Below are 17657 nucleotides of genomic sequence, written 5' to 3'. Positions count from 1 at the left end.
GATGCGGTTGGGTACCCTCCTCGAACGTCTGCTGCAATTGATCCCCGTGCTCCTCGGCGTGAGCCTCATCGTCTTCATGATGTTGGCGCTCACGCCGGGCGACCCGGTGGAAATCATGATCGGCGATCAGAATATGAATGCCGAGCAGGAAGCCCTGCTGCGCAGCGATCTGGGGCTGGACCGTCCCCTGCCGGAACGCTTTCTGAGCTTTCTCGGTAATGCGGTCCAGGGCGAATTCGGCACGAGCTTCTTTCACCGGCGACCGGTGATCGACGTGATTTCCGAACGCCTGCCCGCCACCATCGAGCTCAGCCTCGTGGCGATGATCATCGCCCTTGCCACCGCCATTCCGCTCGGAGTGGCGGCGGCCATCCACAAGAACACAATCATTGACAAGATCGCGACTGTCGGCTCGCTGTTCGGCGTGTCGTTGCCGGGGTTCTGGTTCGGCATCCTGCTTCTCATGCTGTTCGCGGTGCAGTTACGACTGCTGCCGGTATCGGGTCGCATCGGGTTTGATAGCGAGGTGCCGTCGATCACCGGCCTCCTGCTCATCGATACGCTGGTGCAGGGCCGCTTCGCCGCCTTCTGGGACGCGCTCAAGCATATCCTGTTGCCTGCCATTACACTCGGCCTGCCGATGACAGCGATCCTGACGCGCGTCACGCGGACCGCCATGCTGGAGGTGATGCGACAGGACTATGTGGCCTTCGCCGAGGCCAAAGGCCTCAGCCGCCGCCGTATTCTCTACCGTCATGCGTTGAAGAACGCGCTGATCCCGACGGTTTCCGTCGCAGCCATCGAAACCGGCTCGCTGCTCGGCGGCAACATGATCGTCGAGACGGTCTTCGGCTGGCCCGGACTGGGTCGTCTGGTCGTCGAGAGCATCTTCGTACGCAACTACCCGCTCGTTCAGGCAGCCGTGTTGCTCTACGCCGTGACCTATGTGCTGATGAATTTCGTCGCCGACATTCTCTATACGGTCCTCAATCCTCGGGTGAAACTATGAGTTCCGTGTCCGATCCGATCACGACCGCACCCGCCATTTCGCCCTTCAGGCGCAACCTCGCCACCTTCGCGGAAAACCGCCTGGCGCTGGCAAGTGCCGTGGTCCTGCTGGCCTTCGCGGTCATGGCCATCTTTGCCCCCTGGATCGCGCCGCAAGACCCTTACGAGACGGATCTCTTCCGCCGTCTTCAGCCGCCGGCCTGGATGCCGGGTGGCGAATGGGGTTTCCTGCTGGGTTGCGACGCTCTGGGGCGCGACATCTTCTCGCGCATCATCTATGGCGCGCGCATTTCGATCTTCATCGGCACTGTTGTCGTCATCGCCGCCACGATCATCGGCATCCTCGCCGGGCTTGCAGCCGGTTACCTGCGGGGCTGGGTCGACGTGGTCATCTCGCGCCTCGTCGATATCCTGCTCGGCTTTCCCTACCTGATCTTCGCCATTGGCCTGATGGCGATGATGGGACCTGGCCTGTTCAATATCATCCTGGCGCTGGTCTACAAGGAATGGGTCATTCCATGCCGGGTGGTGCGCGGCGAGACGCTGGCCGTGCGCGAACTGGAGTATGTCGAGGCCGCCCGCGCGCTTGGCGCCTCGCGGTTCCATATCATGCTCAAGGAGATCATGCCGAACGTCCTGTCCGCCGTGCTGGTCGTTGCCACGATCCGTATGGCAGACGTCATCATTCTCGAAGCGAGCCTCTCGTTCCTTGGCCTCGGCGTCCAACCGCCGACCGCCTCCTGGGGATCCATGGTGGCCGACGGACGCGCCTTCATCCTCGAAGCCTGGTGGGTCTCGACCTTCCCCGGCCTCGCCATCCTGCTACTCGTGCTGGTGATCAACGTGGCGAGCCAGGGCCTGCGCGACGCCTTCGATCCGAGGTTCAACGAATAATGACCACTGCCTCCCCCCTCCTTCAGGTCCAGGGCCTGCGAACCGTGTTCGAGACCCGCGCCGGGCGAGTTTTCGCCGTCGACGGCGTGGATGTCACCGTCAATCCGGGCGAATGCCTCGGCGTGGTCGGCGAAAGCGGCTCCGGCAAGAGCGTCACCTTCTCCTCGGTCATGGGGCTGGTGCGTGCACCGGGTCGCATCGATAGCGGCTCGATCCATTTCGAGGGCCGCGATCTAGAGCTCTATCGTCGCAGGACATGCGCAAGATCCGCGGTCGCGACATCGCCATGACCATGCAGGACGCCTTGACGGCGCTCAATCCGGCGCTGACCGTCGGCGAACAGATCCTTGAAGTGCTCTACGCTCATGACGACACGCTTCCGCAAGGCCGCATGGCACGGCGGCAGACCGCCCGTGCCAAGGCGGTGGAAATGCTGGAACTCGTCGGCATTGCCTCGGCCGGCGATCGTCTCAAGAATTATCCGCACGAGTTCTCCGGTGGCATGCGGCAGCGGATCATGATCGCCATCGCGCTTGCATGCCGGCCGAAGCTGCTGATTGCCGACGAGCCGACCACAGCACTCGACGTGACCATCCAGGCCCAGGTGCTGGAACTGATCGCCGACATTCGCGTCCGTCTCGGCATGAGCGTCGTCCTGATCACCCATGATCTCGGCGTTGTCTCGGAATATTGCGACCGGGTCATGGTCATGTATGCCGGCCAGGTGGTCGAGGAAGGCCCGACCGCCTCGGTGATCCAGAAGCCCCAGCACCCCTATACGCGAGGCCTGTTGCAATCCATCCCGCGGCTTTCGCTGCGCGGCCAGAAGATCAAGCCGATCGAGGGCCAGGTGCCCGATCTGATCGACCTGCCGCCGCAATGCCGCTTTTATTCCCGCTGCAGCGAACGCCTGGACGCCTGCATGAACAGGATCGACATGCGCGAACTCGGTGAATTGCGCCGGGCGCGCTGCATCCGCCTGCCGGAGGTCAAGGCATGAGCGAGACTTCGAATACGCCGCTGATCACCGTCGAAAACCTGGTGAAGCACTACGGTGGGCGGCGCGGCCCGATCTCCTGGGCGACCGGCAAGCCGCCAATCAACATCCGCGCGCTCAACAGTGTCTCCTTCGAGGTCCGGCGCGGCGAAACGCTCGGCCTGATCGGTGAGAGTGGGTGCGGAAAGTCGACGCTCGGACGCGCGCTGCTTCGGCTCCACGAGCCGACCTCCGGCAAGGTCGTCTTCGACGGGACCGAGATCACGGCGCTGAAGCCGGACGCGTTGAAGGCAATGCGCCGACACATGCAGATCATCTTCCAGGACCCCTATGCCTCGCTCAATCCGCGCCGCACCGTCGCCGACATCATCGGCCTGCCGCTGATGCTGCACGGGCTCGCCGCCAATCGGCGCGAGATGCGCGACAAGGTGGCGGCGATCATGGAGAAGGTCGGGCTGAAGACCAGCCATCTCGACCGCTACCCGCACCAGTTCTCCGGTGGCCAGCGGCAACGCATCGGCATTGCACGGGCACTGATCAGCAATCCGCAGTTCATCGTCTGCGACGAACCGGTCTCGGCGCTCGATGTGTCGATCCAGGCGCAGATCATCGAACTGCTGACCAACCTGAAGCGCGACATGGGGCTGACCTACCTTTTCGTCTCCCACGATATTTCGGTGATCGGCTATCTGAGCGATCGGGTGGCGGTGATGTATCTCGGCGAGATCGTCGAGATGGGGCAGGTCGAGACGGTGCTTTCCAATCCGCGCCATCCCTATACCCAGAGCCTGATGTCGGCGGTGCCTGATGTCGACCATCCGGGCAAGCACCAGCGCGTGAAGCTGACCGGCGACTTGCCCTCACCGCAGTCGCCGCCGCCCGGCTGCAAGTTCCACACCCGTTGCCCGCTGGCGACCGATCTGTGCCGGGTTGAGGCGCCGCCGCGTCACGATCTCGGCGACGGCCACACCGCCACCTGTCACCTGATAAACGACAATCTCTCGATCCTGAGGTAGTGTGATGTTGCCCTTCGACGCCAAGCGCGCCAATCCGGTCCTGCTGTCCGGCAGTCCATACGAGCGCGGACGCGCCCAGGCGACCAAAGCCGGCGTGAGCGACGAGCAGATCCGCACTGCCGTGCTCGGCCGCGTCGACCAGGCAGGTGCCGCCGGCCTGATCGATACCGACGGCCTGCGCTACATCGAGGCGCAACGCGCTTTTCTCAGCACCCATGATCCCGACACGATGGCGGAACTGGCCGGCATTGCCGACGGCTTCGGTCTGATGGAGGACGATCTCTTCGTCCACCAGCACATCACCATCCTGCGCGACCTCAAGGCGGCCGCGGAGATCGACACCGACGGCTGCAGCACCTGGGCGGTCGGTGACAGCGACGACGGGCCGCTGGTGGTCAAGAACCGCGATTTTTCCGGCACCCATCTCGGCGTGCAGCGCGTCTTTCTGCATGAGGGGCCGGACATCGCGACGGACCGGATGATCTGTGTCGGCAGCGCCGGCAGCCCCGGCGCCTATTCGAGCGGGATCAATGCGGCCGGCCTCGCGCTTGTCGACAATCACGTCGGCACCAGGAACCATGGGGTCGGCTGGCTGCGCTACTTCGCCATGACCCGGATCCTCGCCACCTGCCGCACGGTCGATGAGGCGGTGGACTTTATCGCCGCGCGATGCCATGCAGGCGGCGGAAACCTGGTGCTTGCAGACCGCAGCGGCGCGACCGCGGCGATCGAGTTCGGCACCGACACATTTGGCATCGAGAGGGGCGCGGCTTCGTGGCGGACCAATCATTTCGTGACAGCGAAAATGGCGGGCTGCAATCTTCTCGAGGATGGCGACCGGATCGATGAGAACTCATCGGCCCGGTTCGGCTTCCTGTCGCGTATGGTTCCCAGCCGGCGCTGGAACATTGCAGCGGCGGCCGCACTGATGGCGAGCCACGCCGAGGACGGGCCTGGCATCGGTCCGCTCTGCCAGCATGCCGTTCGCAACGATTCCCAGACCATCTCCACCGTCATCTACCGCTGCGACAATGCGAGCCTGCATTTTCTCGAGGGCAATCCCTGTTCGGGGCAGTGGCAGTTGTTCGAAATGCCGGTATAGTCGCCATGTCTCAACCAGGGCGGCCCATGGCGAACTACGAGCGCGATCTGATCGGCGAGCATGCGAGCATAGATGCCCTGCGGAAGCTGATCACGCGCGTCGCCAAGAGCCCCGCACGCACCGTGCTCATCTACGGCGAGACCGGCACCGGCAAGGGCTTGGTCGCCCGCATGCTGCACCAGCAATCGGTGCGCGCAGCCGGCGAATTTGTCGACATCAATTGCGCGGCCATTCCCTCGAGCCTCCTCGAATCCGAACTGTTCGGCCATGAGCGCGGCGCCTTCACGGGCGCCCAGGTCAAGAAGGCCGGACTTGTGGAGACGGCTAACCACGGCACGGTGTTTCTCGACGAGATCCGCGAGATGGACCTCGTCCTGCAGGCCAAGCTCCTGAGCTTCCTCGACACCCAGAGTTTCCGCCGGGTCGGCGCGGTCACCTCGACCTCGGTCGACGTCAGGCTCGTTACGGCGACCAACAAGATCCTGCTTGGCGAAGTCAATTCCGGCCGCTTCCGAGAGGATCTCTACTACCGGCTCCAGGTCGTGGCGATCAACCTGCCGGCGCTGAGGGAACGCGCCTCAGACGCCCTGATACTGTCGCAGCATTTCGTCGACAAGTTCAACGCCCAGTACAAGCGCAACATCAGGGGGCTGAGCGAGGAAGTACAGCAGATCTTCTTGCAGTATCCCTGGCCCGGCAATGTCCGTGAACTGGAAAACCTGATCGAGCGCATCTTCATCCTCGAAGACGACGACGTGATCCTGCCACGGCACCTGCCCGACCGTATCCTGCGCACCGTGAAGGCGAAGGCCGCGGGCGTCTCCTCCCTTGCCCGCAGCCAGCCCGGCGCCGACGATCTGTTGCTCGGTTTCCACGATGCCACGGCACATTACCAGAAGAAGCTCATTGAGGCAGCGCTTGCGGCAGCCGGCGGCAATCTGCAAAGCGCCGCGGCCAGCTTGAAGATCAGCCGGCACGCCATGCGCCACCAGATGATCAAGCTCGGCCTCATCACCGATTAAGGCGGCGCGCATTGCGCGACACGCCGCGTGCGTTTCGCGCAGCTCCCTGAAGCCAATCTCGGTCAGCTATTTTTTCTGAAGAATTACAGCACCTTAAAGTTCCGTTCGCGGTTGGCACGGTGCATGCATTCACCAGGACAAGACGGATTTCGTTCTTCAATGGAGAAAGTGCATGCGATCTATGAAGATCATCTGCCCCAACGGGCATCTGGGTTTTGCGCCGCTGAAGCCCAAGAGTTTCCACATCGGCGTCGACGCCGGCCCCGACTTCATCGCTGCCGACAGCGGCAGCGACGACATCGGTCCGGTGCCACTCGGCAACGACACCTGCGCCAGCCCGAAGGCCTGGCAGGCGCACGACCTTGAGGAGATGTTGCTGGCCTCGCGCCGCATCGGCGTGCCGATGATCATCGGTTCGGCCGGCGATACCGGCACCAACAGCCGGGTCGACATGTATGTCGAGATGATCCGCGAGATCGCCGCCAAGCATAATCTGCCGCCCTTCAGGATCGGCTGGTTCTATTCCGAGGTCGACAAGGAACTGGTGCGCGCCAAGATCCGGTCCGGCTCGACCATCCAAGGGCTCGACGCCCGCTCGGCGCTGACCGAAGAGGAACTCGACGCCACCGAACGCGTCGTCGCCATGGCCGGCGTCCATCCGTTCCGGGCGCTGCTCGATCAGGGCTGCGACGTCATCATCGGCGGCCGCTCCTCCGACAGCGCCGTCTTCGCCTGTGCAGCCCTTGCCCGCGGCTTCCCCGAAGCCCAGTCCTACTATCTCGGCAAGGTTCTCGAATGCGCGTCGTTCTGCGCCGAGCCCTATGGCGCCAAGGAAACGGTCCTCGGCGAGATCACCGAGGATTGGGTCGAGGTGACGGCCATGGCGCCGGAACAGCGCTGCACCGTGGCCTCGGTTGCCGGCCACGCCATGTACGAGCGCTCCAACCCCTTCTTCGAATATGTCGCCGGCGGCATGCTCGACATGACGAACTGCGTCTACGAACAGGTGTCGGAAAAGACCACCCGCGTCACCGGCATGGAATTCGTTCCTGCAACCGACTTCAGGGTTAAGCTTGAAGGCTCCGGCAAGCTTGGCGAGCGGTTCGTCGGCATGGCCGGCATTCGCGATCCCTACACCATCGCCCATGTCGACGAGGTGATCGAATGGGCGAAAACCCAGGTGCGCGAGCGCTTCGGTCCGGACGGCTGGGAGTTGCACTATAACGTCTTCGGCCGCAACGGCATCATGGGCGACATGGAACCGCTGAAGGACAAGCCGGGTCACGAGCTGATGATCGTCGTCCAGGGCGTCGCCCCGACCAAGGAAATGGCCGAGGAAGTGACGATCACCGGCACGCGCCAATTGTTCTACGCCCGCCTTCCCGACGTCAAGGGCACCGCCGGCGGCGTCTCCTTCGTCCTCGACGAGGTGATGCAGGCCAGCCCCGCCTACCGTTGGACACTCAACCACACCATGGCTGTCAGCGATCCGCTGGAGCTATTCCCCACCCACACCGCCATCATCGGCAACGGACAGCTCGAGGCTGCGCAATGACCGTGACCAAACTCTCCGACCTCGCCAAGACGATCCGCAGCAAGAATGCCGGGACCGACAAGATCACCTTCGACGTCATCTTCCGTGAGCGGGAGACCTATGAAAAGGTGAAGCGCTCCGGCGCCCTGACGCCCGAAACGGTCTGCGCCATCCTCGGCATCGACCAGGGACGGCTCACCGACTTCGTCGAATACGATCCAGCCTATGCGATCAAGTTCACGATCCTGCGCATCCGCCCGAGCGGCAGCCCGGGCGACGCCGACATTTTCGGTGCGCAGCAATACGCACCCTTCCTCGATGTCGAGGTGCGGGACGTCTAAGCACCGTCTCTCAGAGACCGTTTCAGCTCCCGCAGCATTGATTGCGGGAGTCCGCACGCCAGCCAGGTTGCCGTCAAGGAGCGGGGCGGAAAGCCTTTATACGGGCGGGATCAGTCTCGATGCGGCCGGCTTCGATGAGGTCGAGGCAGTAGGGTACGGCGGCAAAGATCGTATCGAGGCTGAAACGGATCGAACTCGGCTTGCCCGGCAGGTTGATGATCAGCGTTTTGCCGCGCGTGCCGGCCGTCTGGCGCGACAGAATGGCGGTCGGCGTCTGTTCGAGGCTGGCACGCCTGAGCTGCTCGCCGAAGCCGGGCAATTCCTTGACCAGAACCTCGCGCATGGCCTCCGGCGTTTCGTCGCGCGGCGACGGCCCTGTCCCGCCAGTGGTGAGGATCAGGTCGACCTGGCTGTCGTCGCAGAGCGCGATAAGCGTGTCGCGCACCGAGGCAACGCCATCGGGTATGACGCTCTTGACGGTCTCGTAGGGCGAAGTGATCACCTCGCCAAGCCACGTCTCGATGGCCGGGCCGCTTTGATCTTCGTATTCGCCCCGGCTGGCGCGGTCGGACACGGTGACGATGGCAATCTGCATGTTTGACACTCCGAGAATGGACATCTGCGGCACGACGTTACCGACGGCGTCGCATCAGTGTCCAAACGATTGACCCTGGGTTTACACTCAGGAGCGCCGCGTGCAAGCCTGTCGACGGCTCTTTCCGCAGCATAAGGTGAAGAGGCCACGCCGCTCAACCAGGAACGCGCACTGGAAGCCTCCCCCAGCAAGCGTTATGAATTGTACGATCCGATGAATCGCGACGACGGGAGGCAAGGACGCCATCGACCCGGCTATTAATCGGCACAAGGACCGCCGGCCCTGGCGATACGAGCAGAATTTGCGGACGACGTCCGGCGCCGTCCGCCTCGCCAACCCCACCAATGTCTGGAGTTCAGCATGTCCCATCACCTTAAGTTCTACATCGACGGCGCCTGGATCGATCCGGCCGTGCCGGCCACGCTCGATGTCATCAATCCGGCGACCGAAGAGGCCTACACCCAGATTTCTCTCGGCTCGAAGGCTGATGTCGACAAGGCCGTCGCCGCCGCCAAGAAGGCATTCTCCAGCTTTTCCAAGACCTCGGTTGCAGAGCGTCTGGCGCTGCTGAGAAAGATCCTCGAAGTCTACAATGCCCGTTTCGAGGACATCGCGGTTGCCGTTTCCAATGAAATGGGTGCGCCGCTGTCCTTTGCCCGCGACGCCCAGGCCGGGGCCGGCCGTGCGCATATGGAATCCACGATCGAGGCGCTGGAGAACTACACGTTCTCCGAAAAGCGCGGCTCGACCACTGTGGTTAAGGAACCGATCGGCGTCTGCGCGCTGATCACGCCCTGGAACTGGCCGCTCAACCAGATTGTCTGCAAGGTCGCGCCGGCGATTGCCGCCGGCTGCGCCGTGGTATTGAAGCCATCGGAAATCGCCCCGATCTCCGGCATCGTTTGGGCCGAGATCATGGAAGAGGCCGGCGTGCCGAAGGGTGTGTTCAACCTCGTCAACGGTAACGGTCCCGATGTCGGTCAGGTCATGGCCGGGCACCCGGATGTCGACATGGTGTCCTTCACCGGCTCGACCCGCGCCGGCATCATCGTCGCCAAGACCGCCGCCGACACCGTCAAGCGCGTCGCCCAGGAACTCGGCGGAAAATCGGCCAATATCATATTGCCCGACGCCGACCTCGAGCGCGCCGTCAGGAAGGGTGTGCGCGGCTGCTTCGGCAATTCCGGCCAGTCATGCGACGCACCCACCCGCATGCTGGTTCCGGCCGATCGCCATGAGGAAGCGCTGAGGTTTGCCAAGGCCACCGCCGAAGCCCACAAGGTCGGCAGCCCGACCGCCGAGGACACCGATCTCGGCCCGGTCGTTTCCCAGCTGCAGTTCGACAAGATCCAGCGCCTGATCGAGGCCGGCATCAAGGAAGGGGCGACCCTCGTCACCGGTGGCCTTGGCCGTCCCGAGGGACTCAACCGTGGCTACTATGTCCGCCCGACGGTGTTCGGCAACGTCACCAACGACATGACCATCGCCCGCGAGGAGATCTTCGGCCCGGTCCTGTCAATCCTACCCTACAAGACCGAGGAAGAGGCGATCGCCATTGCCAACGACACGGTCTACGGCCTTGCCGCCTACGTGCAGTCGCAGAACATCGAGCATGCTCGGGCCGTGGCGCTCGAAATGCGGGCGGGCTCGGTCTATCTTAACTATCCGGACTGGGATACGCACGCCCCGTTCGGCGGCTACAAGCAATCGGGCAACGGTCGTGAATACGCCGATTGGGGCATTCACGACTTCCTTGAGATCAAGGGCATCGTCGGCTACGGCGATTGAGCCGCCGGGCCACCAGAAAAACGAGCCCGGCCCCCGAAGGCCGGGCGTGCCAAGCTGTCGAGTGCCGTCAGACGAAGCTGCGAATGCCTATTGCAAGTTCGTCCGCCTTGTAGCTGGCTGCGATATATGTATACATAAATGCCGGGATGCGATTTTCGTGCAGCGGCCCCTCGTCTTGGGAGTGACGAGAAACGTTGCACTGCAGCGGATACGGCCTTGGGAAGCCGAACAAGATCAACGGGAGGAGTATACATGGTTACCAGAAGAGTTTTCATCGCCGGCACTCTGCTTTCGATGCTGGCTGCGGGATCGGCACTGGCGCAGGACACGGTCAAGATCGGACTGATCCTGCCGATGACCGGCCCGTTCGCCTCGACCGGCAGGCAGGTAGAAGCAGGTGTTCGCGCCTACATGGCGCTCAACGGCGACACCGTCGCCGGCAAGAAGATCGAGCTTGTGCTGCGCGACGATGCTGGCACCGGCGACCAGACACGTCGCATTGCGCAGGAACTCGTCGTCAATGAGGGCGTGTCCATCCTCACGGGCTTCGGGCTGACCCCGCTTGCCATGTCGGTGGCCCCGGTACTCAATCAAGCCAAGGTGCCGGCGATCATCACCTCGGCGACGACATCGGCGATCATGAAACAGTCTGACTATTTTGTCCGCACCAGCATGGCAGGCCCCCAATCCGCGGTGCCGGTTGCGACCTGGGCGGTGGAGAACGGACTGAAGCGCGTCGTCACGCTGGTGACGGACTACGGCCCCGGCCATGACATCGAGAAGGGCTTCACCGACCAGTTCAAGAAGGAAGGCGGCGAGATCGTCGAGGCGGTCCGCGTGCCGCTGCAGAACCCGGACTTCGCGCCCTTCCTGCAGCGCGTGCGCGACGCGAAGCCCGATGCGGTCTTCGTCTTCGTGCCTTCGGGCGTCGGCTCGCTCTTCATGAAGCAGTTCACCGATCGCGGCCTGAAGGAAGCCGGGATCAAGCTGATCGCCACCGGCGACGTGACGGACGACGACCTGCTCAACGGCATCGGCGATCCGGCGATGGGCGTGGTGACCGGGCATTTTTACTCGGCCAACCACGACAGCCCGGAAAACAAGGCCTTCGTCGAGCAAGTGCGCAAGGCCAATAACAACATGCGTCCCAACTTCATGTCCGTCGGCGGCTATGATGCAATGCATCTCGCCTATGCGGCATTGGAGAAGACGGGCGGCGACACCGACGGGACGAAGCTGATCGAGGCCATGAAGGGCATGGAATGGATGAGCCCGCGCGGTCCGATCGCAATCGATCCGTCCACGCGCGACATCGTCCAGGACATCTACATCCGCGAGGTGAAGGAAGTGGACGGCGAGCTCTATAATGTCGAGCTGAAGACCTACGAGAAGATCCGCGACCCGAACGCCAACTAAGCGCCACAGCCGCGTGGAGGGCCGGCGCCAAGGCCTTCCACGCCATTGCGAGTGACCATGCTGACAATCCTCTTCGACGGCATAGCCTATGGCATGCTTCTTTTCGTGCTTGCCTGCGGTCTTTCGCTGACGCTTGGACTGATGAATTTCGTCAATCTCGCCCATGGCGCCTTCGCCATGGCGGGCGGTTACGTCACAGTGATCCTGATGAACCGCTACGGCATTTCGTTCTATTGGTGCCTGCCTGCGGCCTTCCTCGTCACCGCGCTGGCCGGGGCGGTGCTGGAGCGTACGCTCTACAGACATCTCTACGGCGTCTCGCATCTCGACCAGGTGCTGTTCTCGATCGGCCTGGTTTTCATGTCGATCGCAGCGGTCGACTATTTCATGGGTGGCCAACAGCAGATGATCAACCTGCCGCCGCTCCTGCGCGGACGCTTCGAGTTCCTCGGCATTGGTGTCGGGCGCTACAGGCTGTTCATCATCGTACTTTGCGCCGTGCTCACCGTCGCGCTGCAACTCGCGCTGACGCGCACCCGGTTCGGCAGCCAGTTGCGCGCCGCCGTCGATGATGGACGGGTCGCGCGCGGACTGGGCATCAATGTCTCGGTGATCTTCGCGCTGACTTTCGCTCTCGGCTCTGGCCTTGCCGGTCTCGGCGGGGCACTGGGTGTCGACCTCCTCGGCCTTGATCCGAATTTCCCGCTCAAATTCCTGATCTATTTCATGATCGTCGTCACCGTGGGCGGCACGTCCTCGATCACCGGCCCATTCATTGCCGCGCTCCTGCTCGGCATCGCCGACGTGGGCGGCAAGTATTACGTGCCGCAACTGGGCTCGTTCATCATCTATGCCGTGATGATCATCATGCTGATCCTGCGGCCATACGGACTGTTCGCGCGCGAGGGCGGCCGATGAGCGCCGGTGCAAACCCCTCCGCCGTCGAGACAGCACAGGCACTACTCAAGCAGGCCAACCGCTGGCGCCTCTGGGAAATCGCATTGTGGCTGCTGGCGGTGGCGATGGTCTTCATTCTGCCGTCCAAGATGCTGATCCTGACCGAGATCGCCATCCTGGCACTATTTGCCATCTCGCTCGACCTGATCCTCGGTTATGCCGGCATCGTCTCGCTCGGCCACACCGCCTTCTTCGGACTGGGTGCCTATGCAGCGGGGCTTTTCGCCCGCGATTACGTCTCCGAGCCCGTTGCCGGCCTTGTGGTCGCCGGACTGGTCAGCGGGGCGTTCGGCTTCGTCACCAGCTTCCTGGTGCTGCGCGGCTCCGATCTCACCCGGCTGATGACGACCTTCGGCGTCGCCATGCTGCTGGCGGAGGTCGCCAACCAGGCGACTTGGCTGACCGGCGGTGCGGATGGTCTCAGCGGCGTGACCATCGCGCCTATTCTCGGAATCTTCGAGTTCGACCTCTGGGGCCGCAACGGATACATCTATGCGCTCGTGGTGCTGATGGTACTGACCTTCGTTGCGCGCCGCATCGTTCATTCGCCCTTCGGTCTGTCCCTGAAAGCGATCAAGCGCAACCAGCGGCGCGCCTCCATGCTGGGCATCTCGCCCACCCGCCGGATCGTCGCCATCTACACCCTGTCGGCAGCCTATGCCGGCATTGCGGGCGCGCTTCTGACCCAGACGACGAGTTTCGTCTCGCCCGACGTGCTCGCCTTCCACCGCTCTGCCGACGTGCTTCTGGTCCTGGTGATCGGCGGCGTCGGCTATCTTTATGGCGGTGTGTTCGGCGCGGTGATCTTTACCGTGCTGCGTGATTGGCTCTCTGTCATCACCCCGCAATACTGGATGTTCTGGATCGGTCTCATCCTGATCATCATCGTCTTCGTCGGACGCGAGCGCCTCGGACGCTGGAGGGACCATCTGCCCGGAGCGGCCAGCCGGCTGAAGGCGAAAACGCAGGCGGCGGAGGACGCTCGATGACGGCAGCACTCGAGACCCGCAACCTGGTCAAGCGCTTCGGTGCCTTTCTTGCCTCCAATGACGTCTCGCTCAGTATCAGACAGGGCGCACGGCACGCCCTGATTGGCCCCAATGGCGCGGGCAAGACCACGCTGATCAATCTTCTGACCGGCGTCCTGACGCCCAACAGCGGCCAGATATTGCTCGGAGGCGAGGACATCACGCACCTGCCGGCGCACGTCCGCGTTGGCCGTGGCCTGTCGCGTACGTTCCAGATCAATCAGCTCTTTGGCGATTTCACCCCGCTGGAATCGATGATGCTGGCGATTGGCGAGCGTAAAGTGCACGGGTGGCGTGCCTGGCGACCGCTGTCGGGCGACCGCGAAGTAGCGGACGAGGCGGCGCATCTCCTCGAACGGTTCCGTCTGGTCGATACGATGGGCACCGCCACCTCCCTCCTGCCCTATGGCAAGCAGCGGCTGCTGGAGATCGCGCTCGCCATCGCTTCGCGTCCCAAGGTGCTGCTTCTGGACGAGCCGGCGGCCGGCGTTCCGGAGGAAGAGCGCCATGAAGTGCTGTCGATCGTCCGCGACCTGCCGCCGGACGTGACCGTCGTGCTGATCGAGCACGACATGGATCTTGTCTTTTCCTTTGCCGATCGCATTTCGGTGCTGGCGGCGGGCAGCCTCTTCGCCGAGGGCACGGTCGAGGAAATATCGAAGGACCGCCAGGTCAAGGCGATCTATCTCGGGGAGGATGCGTCGTGACCGAACTCTTGCGCATCGAAGGGCTGGCAGCGGGATATCGCGAAGCGCGCGTCCTGTTCAACATCGACGTCACGCTCGAGGAGGGCAAGTCGCTGGCGCTGCTGGGCCGCAACGGCGCCGGCAAGACGACACTGCTCGACACCATCGTCGGGACCACCACCTATCATTCCGGTACGATCCGTCTGGCCGGCCAGGACATCGCCCGGCTTCGCCCCGAACAGCGTGCAGCACTGGGCATCGGCTGGGTGCCGCAGGAGCGCAACATCTTCCGCTCGCTGACCGTGGAGGAAAACCTGACGGCAACGGCCCGGCCCGGCCCCTTCACGCTGGCCCGCGCCTTTGGCATGTTTCCGCGCCTGCAGGAGCGCCGGCGCAATCTCGGCAACCAGCTCTCGGGCGGCGAACAGCAGATGCTGGCGGTCGCACGCGCCCTGATGCTCAATCCCAAGCTGCTGCTGCTGGATGAACCGCTGGAGGGCCTGGCACCGATCATCGTCGACGAACTTCTGGCCGCAATGCGCAGTATCGTCACCGACGAAGGCATCTCGGCGATCATCGTCGAACAGAAGGCGCGCAAGATCTTGCCGCTCACCGATGAAGTCATCGTGCTGGAGCGCGGCGGGGTCGTCTATCACGACACGTCGGCATCGCTCCTGGCCTCTCCGGAGACACTCGACGCACACTTGAGCATTTAACGTCTCGAAGAGGTTGAAGGCGATCCTGATCAGCGACTCGACCAAAAAAAATGGCGGCCCCCGAAGGAGCCGCCTGTGTTGTGGGTGAAACGACCTCAGTCTTTTCGGCTACGCCAGCTGTCGGCATAACTTTCGCGGGCCTCGCGCGCATAGGGCGTGGGCGCCACACGAACCCGAATCTCGGCCTGTCTGTGCGGCTCGATGGATGACTTGCGCGATCCGCCATCCGGCTCGCCCCAGATCAGCGTCAGCACGTCGCCTTCTTCAACGTCCGGATCAACGATACCAAGGGACAACATGCAGCGTTCATTGAAGCTGTAACCGTTGAACATCGACATGCCGACCATCTTGTCACCCTTCATCACCATGTCGGCGCTGGTCGAGGCGTAGTTCGGCTGCGGGAAGTCGATCCACTTGTAGGGCAAGCCGTCCTCGAAACCGGAAGCGATCACCTTGAGCACGTCCTCGCGGTTCCACTCGAAGGTGACCTTCTTGCGGTTCTTGCGCCCCTTCATCTGTTCGAGCGCGGCCTTACCGACGAAGTCGTCCTTCTTCCAGCCGATATAGAAATCATAGCCCAGCTCGAACGGATTGACGTAGTAGTCCTCGATATTGTCGGAAACGAACGAACCGCCGATCGCGCCGGTCGCCTCGTAAGAATCCGCACCGAGCCACTTGCGGTATTCGGCGAGCATGCCGTCACCGGTGTAGATGCCGGGAAGCGGCGACGGGATCCAGCCGGATTCCAGCGTGTTGGTCGAATAGGCGCGGCTGCCGCAGCGGACGAGGTCGACATTGGCGGCCTTGGCGGATTCGAGGATCACCGAAAGGATATAGGCCTTGTCTTCGTACGGACCCCAGATCTCGAGACCCGGCGCGCCGGACATTCCATGGCGCAGCGCCTGCACCTTCTTCGACCCGACATTGATCCAGTCGACATGGAAGAACTTTATATCCGGCAGAGGGCCGCCGTTCATCTGCTCGAGCACCTTTGGCGCGTCGGGACCCTGGATCTGGTAGCGGTAATGCGTGCGCAGCACGCGCTCCCCCTCAGGTCGCGACGGGGAGCGCGGATCATGCTTGATGCGAATATTCCACTTGCCGTAGGCGGCACAGAACATCAGCCAGTTGGACGTCGGCGCACGACCGACGAGAATGAACTTGTCCTCGCGCTCGCGGAAGATGATGTGGTCGCCGATCACGTGGCCGTTCGGCGTGACCGGCACGAAATGCTTGGCGCGATTGAGGCCGAAATTGGCGAAGGAATTGATGCCGTGATGAGCGAGAAACTTCTCCGCATCCGGCCCTTCGACGATCAGTTCGTCCATATGGTGCGACTGGTCGAAGAGAACGGCCGAATTTCTCCACGCCGCCTGCTCCGAGCGCCAGTTGGCAAACTCTGCCGCGACGACAGGGTATACATAGATGCCGACCTGGGAATTGCGCAACAATCCCACCGCATCCTGATTATCACCCAAAACATCATGAAGACTGGAATTGGCCATGGTACTCCTCCCTGAGTAATTGCCTGAATGTATACATTCATGCCGATCACAGGATAGAATGCAAGCCCCTTTCTTTGGCCACGCGCGCCTTGGAAACGCCAAGGGCGGCCAATGGGCCGCCCTGCCGTCACCTCACGAGATCGGTCGCCTAGCGGTGAATCAGCGCCAGGCCCGGGATTCTCTGCAGCAGTTCGGGATCCTGGCTGAAGATGTATTCAAGATTGTGCCGGGCCGTGCGCGCATGCTCGCGGGCAATCCATTCCGCACGAGCCCCCTCGCGTGCGGCGATGGCCTCGACCATGGCATGGTGCTGCTCCTGGGCCGAGCGCAAGGATCGCCGGAAGGCCTCGATCTCCGTCTTGTTGGGCAGGAAGGCCGAGGGCGATGCAAAAGGCAGCGAGCTCGCGCGCTCCACCTCGCGCCGGACGATGTCGCTGCCCGCCAGTCCCGCGAGTTGATGATGGAACTCCTCGTTCAGGTCGGCATAGGCGTCGAAATCGACTTCATCCGCGCCCGGCCCGAAACAGCTGTCGAGCTGCCGGACGACGTCACTGATGCGCGCCAGCGCTTCCGGTGCCACGCCGCGCTCGGCCGCGAGCCGAGCCGCCGTACCCTCCATGACACCGCGCAGTTCGATGGAATCGATGACGTCGGCATAGCCGAAGCGACGCACCACAAAGCCACCATTGGGCAAGCGGTCAAGAAGGCCCTCCTCCGCCAGCCGCGAGAGCGCCTCGCGTACAGGCGTGCGGGAAACATCCAGCACCTCGGCCAGCGACACCTCAAACAGGCGCGTGCCGCCCGGCAACTCACCGCTGACAATCTTCTCGCGCAACTCGATCACCGCCCGGCGGCCATGCGTCGCGACTTCGGAACCCTTCATGAATACACCTCATTTTCCTCGAGATTTTATAGCACTGGGCCCGCCCGCGACGAAAGCGGCCTGAAGAATCAAACCGGTCTCCTTCGCCGACTGTATTCACATGCGTGAACAAAACGGCAGAAAACAGGCCCATCGCCGCGCATTCCAGCTACTGCACGGGCTAAATGTA

The 17657-nt window shown here is 62.9% G+C and carries 18 protein-coding genes; 15 read left to right on the top strand and 3 right to left on the bottom strand.

The genetic code is table 11. From position 1 onward, the window contains the following. Position 1 precedes the first annotated feature (1 nt). The 9 genes from ACWPVA_RS00925 (at position 2) to ACWPVA_RS00885 (ending at position 7914) form a co-directional block, all read left to right on the top strand. Positions 2-1009 (top strand): ABC transporter permease, encoded by a 1008-nt coding sequence (locus ACWPVA_RS00925; RefSeq protein WP_454285878.1) that lies wholly within the window; start codon positions 2-4, stop codon positions 1007-1009. Beyond that, complete coding sequence (locus tag ACWPVA_RS00920; RefSeq protein ID WP_454285877.1) at positions 1006-1902, top strand: ABC transporter permease; 897 nt, start codon at positions 1006-1008, stop codon at positions 1900-1902. Before ACWPVA_RS00925 ends, ACWPVA_RS00920 begins: the two co-directional genes overlap by 4 nt. Beyond that, the gene (locus tag ACWPVA_RS00915; protein ID WP_454285876.1) at positions 1902-2192 is read left to right on the top strand and encodes an ATP-binding cassette domain-containing protein; all 291 of its coding nucleotides are present in this window, start codon (positions 1902-1904) and stop codon (positions 2190-2192) included. The genes ACWPVA_RS00920 and ACWPVA_RS00915 overlap by 1 nt, the downstream gene beginning before the upstream one ends. Then, complete coding sequence (locus tag ACWPVA_RS00910; RefSeq protein ID WP_454285875.1) at positions 2159-2902, top strand: ABC transporter ATP-binding protein; 744 nt, start codon at positions 2159-2161, stop codon at positions 2900-2902. Before ACWPVA_RS00915 ends, ACWPVA_RS00910 begins: the two co-directional genes overlap by 34 nt. Continuing rightward, positions 2899-3915 (top strand): ABC transporter ATP-binding protein, encoded by a 1017-nt coding sequence (locus ACWPVA_RS00905; protein WP_454285874.1) that lies wholly within the window; start codon positions 2899-2901, stop codon positions 3913-3915. The genes ACWPVA_RS00910 and ACWPVA_RS00905 overlap by 4 nt, the downstream gene beginning before the upstream one ends. A gap of 4 nt (positions 3916-3919) precedes the next feature. Continuing rightward, positions 3920-5017 (top strand): C45 family autoproteolytic acyltransferase/hydolase, encoded by a 1098-nt coding sequence (locus ACWPVA_RS00900; RefSeq protein WP_454285873.1) that lies wholly within the window; start codon positions 3920-3922, stop codon positions 5015-5017. A 26-nt stretch (positions 5018-5043) separates the two neighbouring features. After that, positions 5044-6039 (top strand): sigma-54 interaction domain-containing protein, encoded by a 996-nt coding sequence (locus tag ACWPVA_RS00895; protein WP_454285872.1) that lies wholly within the window; start codon positions 5044-5046, stop codon positions 6037-6039. 172 nt (positions 6040-6211) lie between these two features. Further along, positions 6212-7594, top strand: a complete 1383-nt coding sequence (locus ACWPVA_RS00890; RefSeq protein WP_454285871.1) for an acyclic terpene utilization AtuA family protein — start codon at positions 6212-6214, stop codon at positions 7592-7594. Further along, positions 7591-7914: a DUF4387 domain-containing protein gene (locus ACWPVA_RS00885; RefSeq protein ID WP_454285870.1), complete on the top strand. Its 324-nt coding sequence runs from the start codon at positions 7591-7593 to the stop codon at positions 7912-7914. The genes ACWPVA_RS00890 and ACWPVA_RS00885 overlap by 4 nt, the downstream gene beginning before the upstream one ends. 73 nt (positions 7915-7987) lie before the next feature. On the opposite strand, the gene mog is transcribed toward ACWPVA_RS00885, so the two are convergent. Then, complete coding sequence (gene mog, locus ACWPVA_RS00880; protein WP_454285869.1) at positions 7988-8509, bottom strand: molybdopterin adenylyltransferase; 522 nt, start codon at positions 8507-8509, stop codon at positions 7988-7990. A gap of 360 nt (positions 8510-8869) precedes the next feature. On the opposite strand from mog, the gene ACWPVA_RS00875 reads away from it, so the two are divergent. The 6 genes from ACWPVA_RS00875 (at position 8870) to ACWPVA_RS00850 (ending at position 15100) form a co-directional block, all read left to right on the top strand. Further along, positions 8870-10297, top strand: a complete 1428-nt coding sequence (locus ACWPVA_RS00875) for an aldehyde dehydrogenase family protein (protein ID WP_454285868.1) — start codon at positions 8870-8872, stop codon at positions 10295-10297. Between the two features lie 252 nt (positions 10298-10549). Further along, the gene (locus ACWPVA_RS00870) at positions 10550-11713 is read left to right on the top strand and encodes an ABC transporter substrate-binding protein (protein ID WP_454285867.1); all 1164 of its coding nucleotides are present in this window, start codon (positions 10550-10552) and stop codon (positions 11711-11713) included. Positions 11714-11770: 57 nt separating this feature from the next. Continuing rightward, positions 11771-12631: a branched-chain amino acid ABC transporter permease gene (locus ACWPVA_RS00865; RefSeq protein ID WP_454285866.1), complete on the top strand. Its 861-nt coding sequence runs from the start codon at positions 11771-11773 to the stop codon at positions 12629-12631. Then, the gene (locus ACWPVA_RS00860; protein ID WP_454285865.1) at positions 12628-13659 is read left to right on the top strand and encodes a branched-chain amino acid ABC transporter permease; all 1032 of its coding nucleotides are present in this window, start codon (positions 12628-12630) and stop codon (positions 13657-13659) included. The genes ACWPVA_RS00865 and ACWPVA_RS00860 overlap by 4 nt, the downstream gene beginning before the upstream one ends. Beyond that, complete coding sequence (locus ACWPVA_RS00855) at positions 13656-14405, top strand: ABC transporter ATP-binding protein (protein ID WP_454285864.1); 750 nt, start codon at positions 13656-13658, stop codon at positions 14403-14405. Before ACWPVA_RS00860 ends, ACWPVA_RS00855 begins: the two co-directional genes overlap by 4 nt. Continuing rightward, positions 14402-15100 (top strand): ABC transporter ATP-binding protein, encoded by a 699-nt coding sequence (locus ACWPVA_RS00850; protein WP_454285863.1) that lies wholly within the window; start codon positions 14402-14404, stop codon positions 15098-15100. The genes ACWPVA_RS00855 and ACWPVA_RS00850 overlap by 4 nt, the downstream gene beginning before the upstream one ends. Before the next feature lie 95 nt (positions 15101-15195). On the opposite strand, the gene ligM is transcribed toward ACWPVA_RS00850, so the two are convergent. Both ligM and ACWPVA_RS00840 read right to left on the bottom strand, forming a co-directional pair. Then, positions 15196-16605: a vanillate/3-O-methylgallate O-demethylase gene (gene ligM / locus ACWPVA_RS00845; RefSeq protein WP_454285862.1), complete on the bottom strand. Its 1410-nt coding sequence runs from the start codon at positions 16603-16605 to the stop codon at positions 15196-15198. A 148-nt stretch (positions 16606-16753) separates the two neighbouring features. Further along, the gene (locus ACWPVA_RS00840) at positions 16754-17488 is read right to left on the bottom strand and encodes a GntR family transcriptional regulator (protein ID WP_454285861.1); all 735 of its coding nucleotides are present in this window, start codon (positions 17486-17488) and stop codon (positions 16754-16756) included. Between the last annotated feature and the right edge of the window lie 169 nt (positions 17489-17657).

Source organism: Rhizobium arsenicireducens (assembly GCF_964021225.1).
The sequence above is the reverse complement of the archived record's forward strand: the minus strand, read 5'-3'. Positions and strand labels throughout refer to the sequence as shown.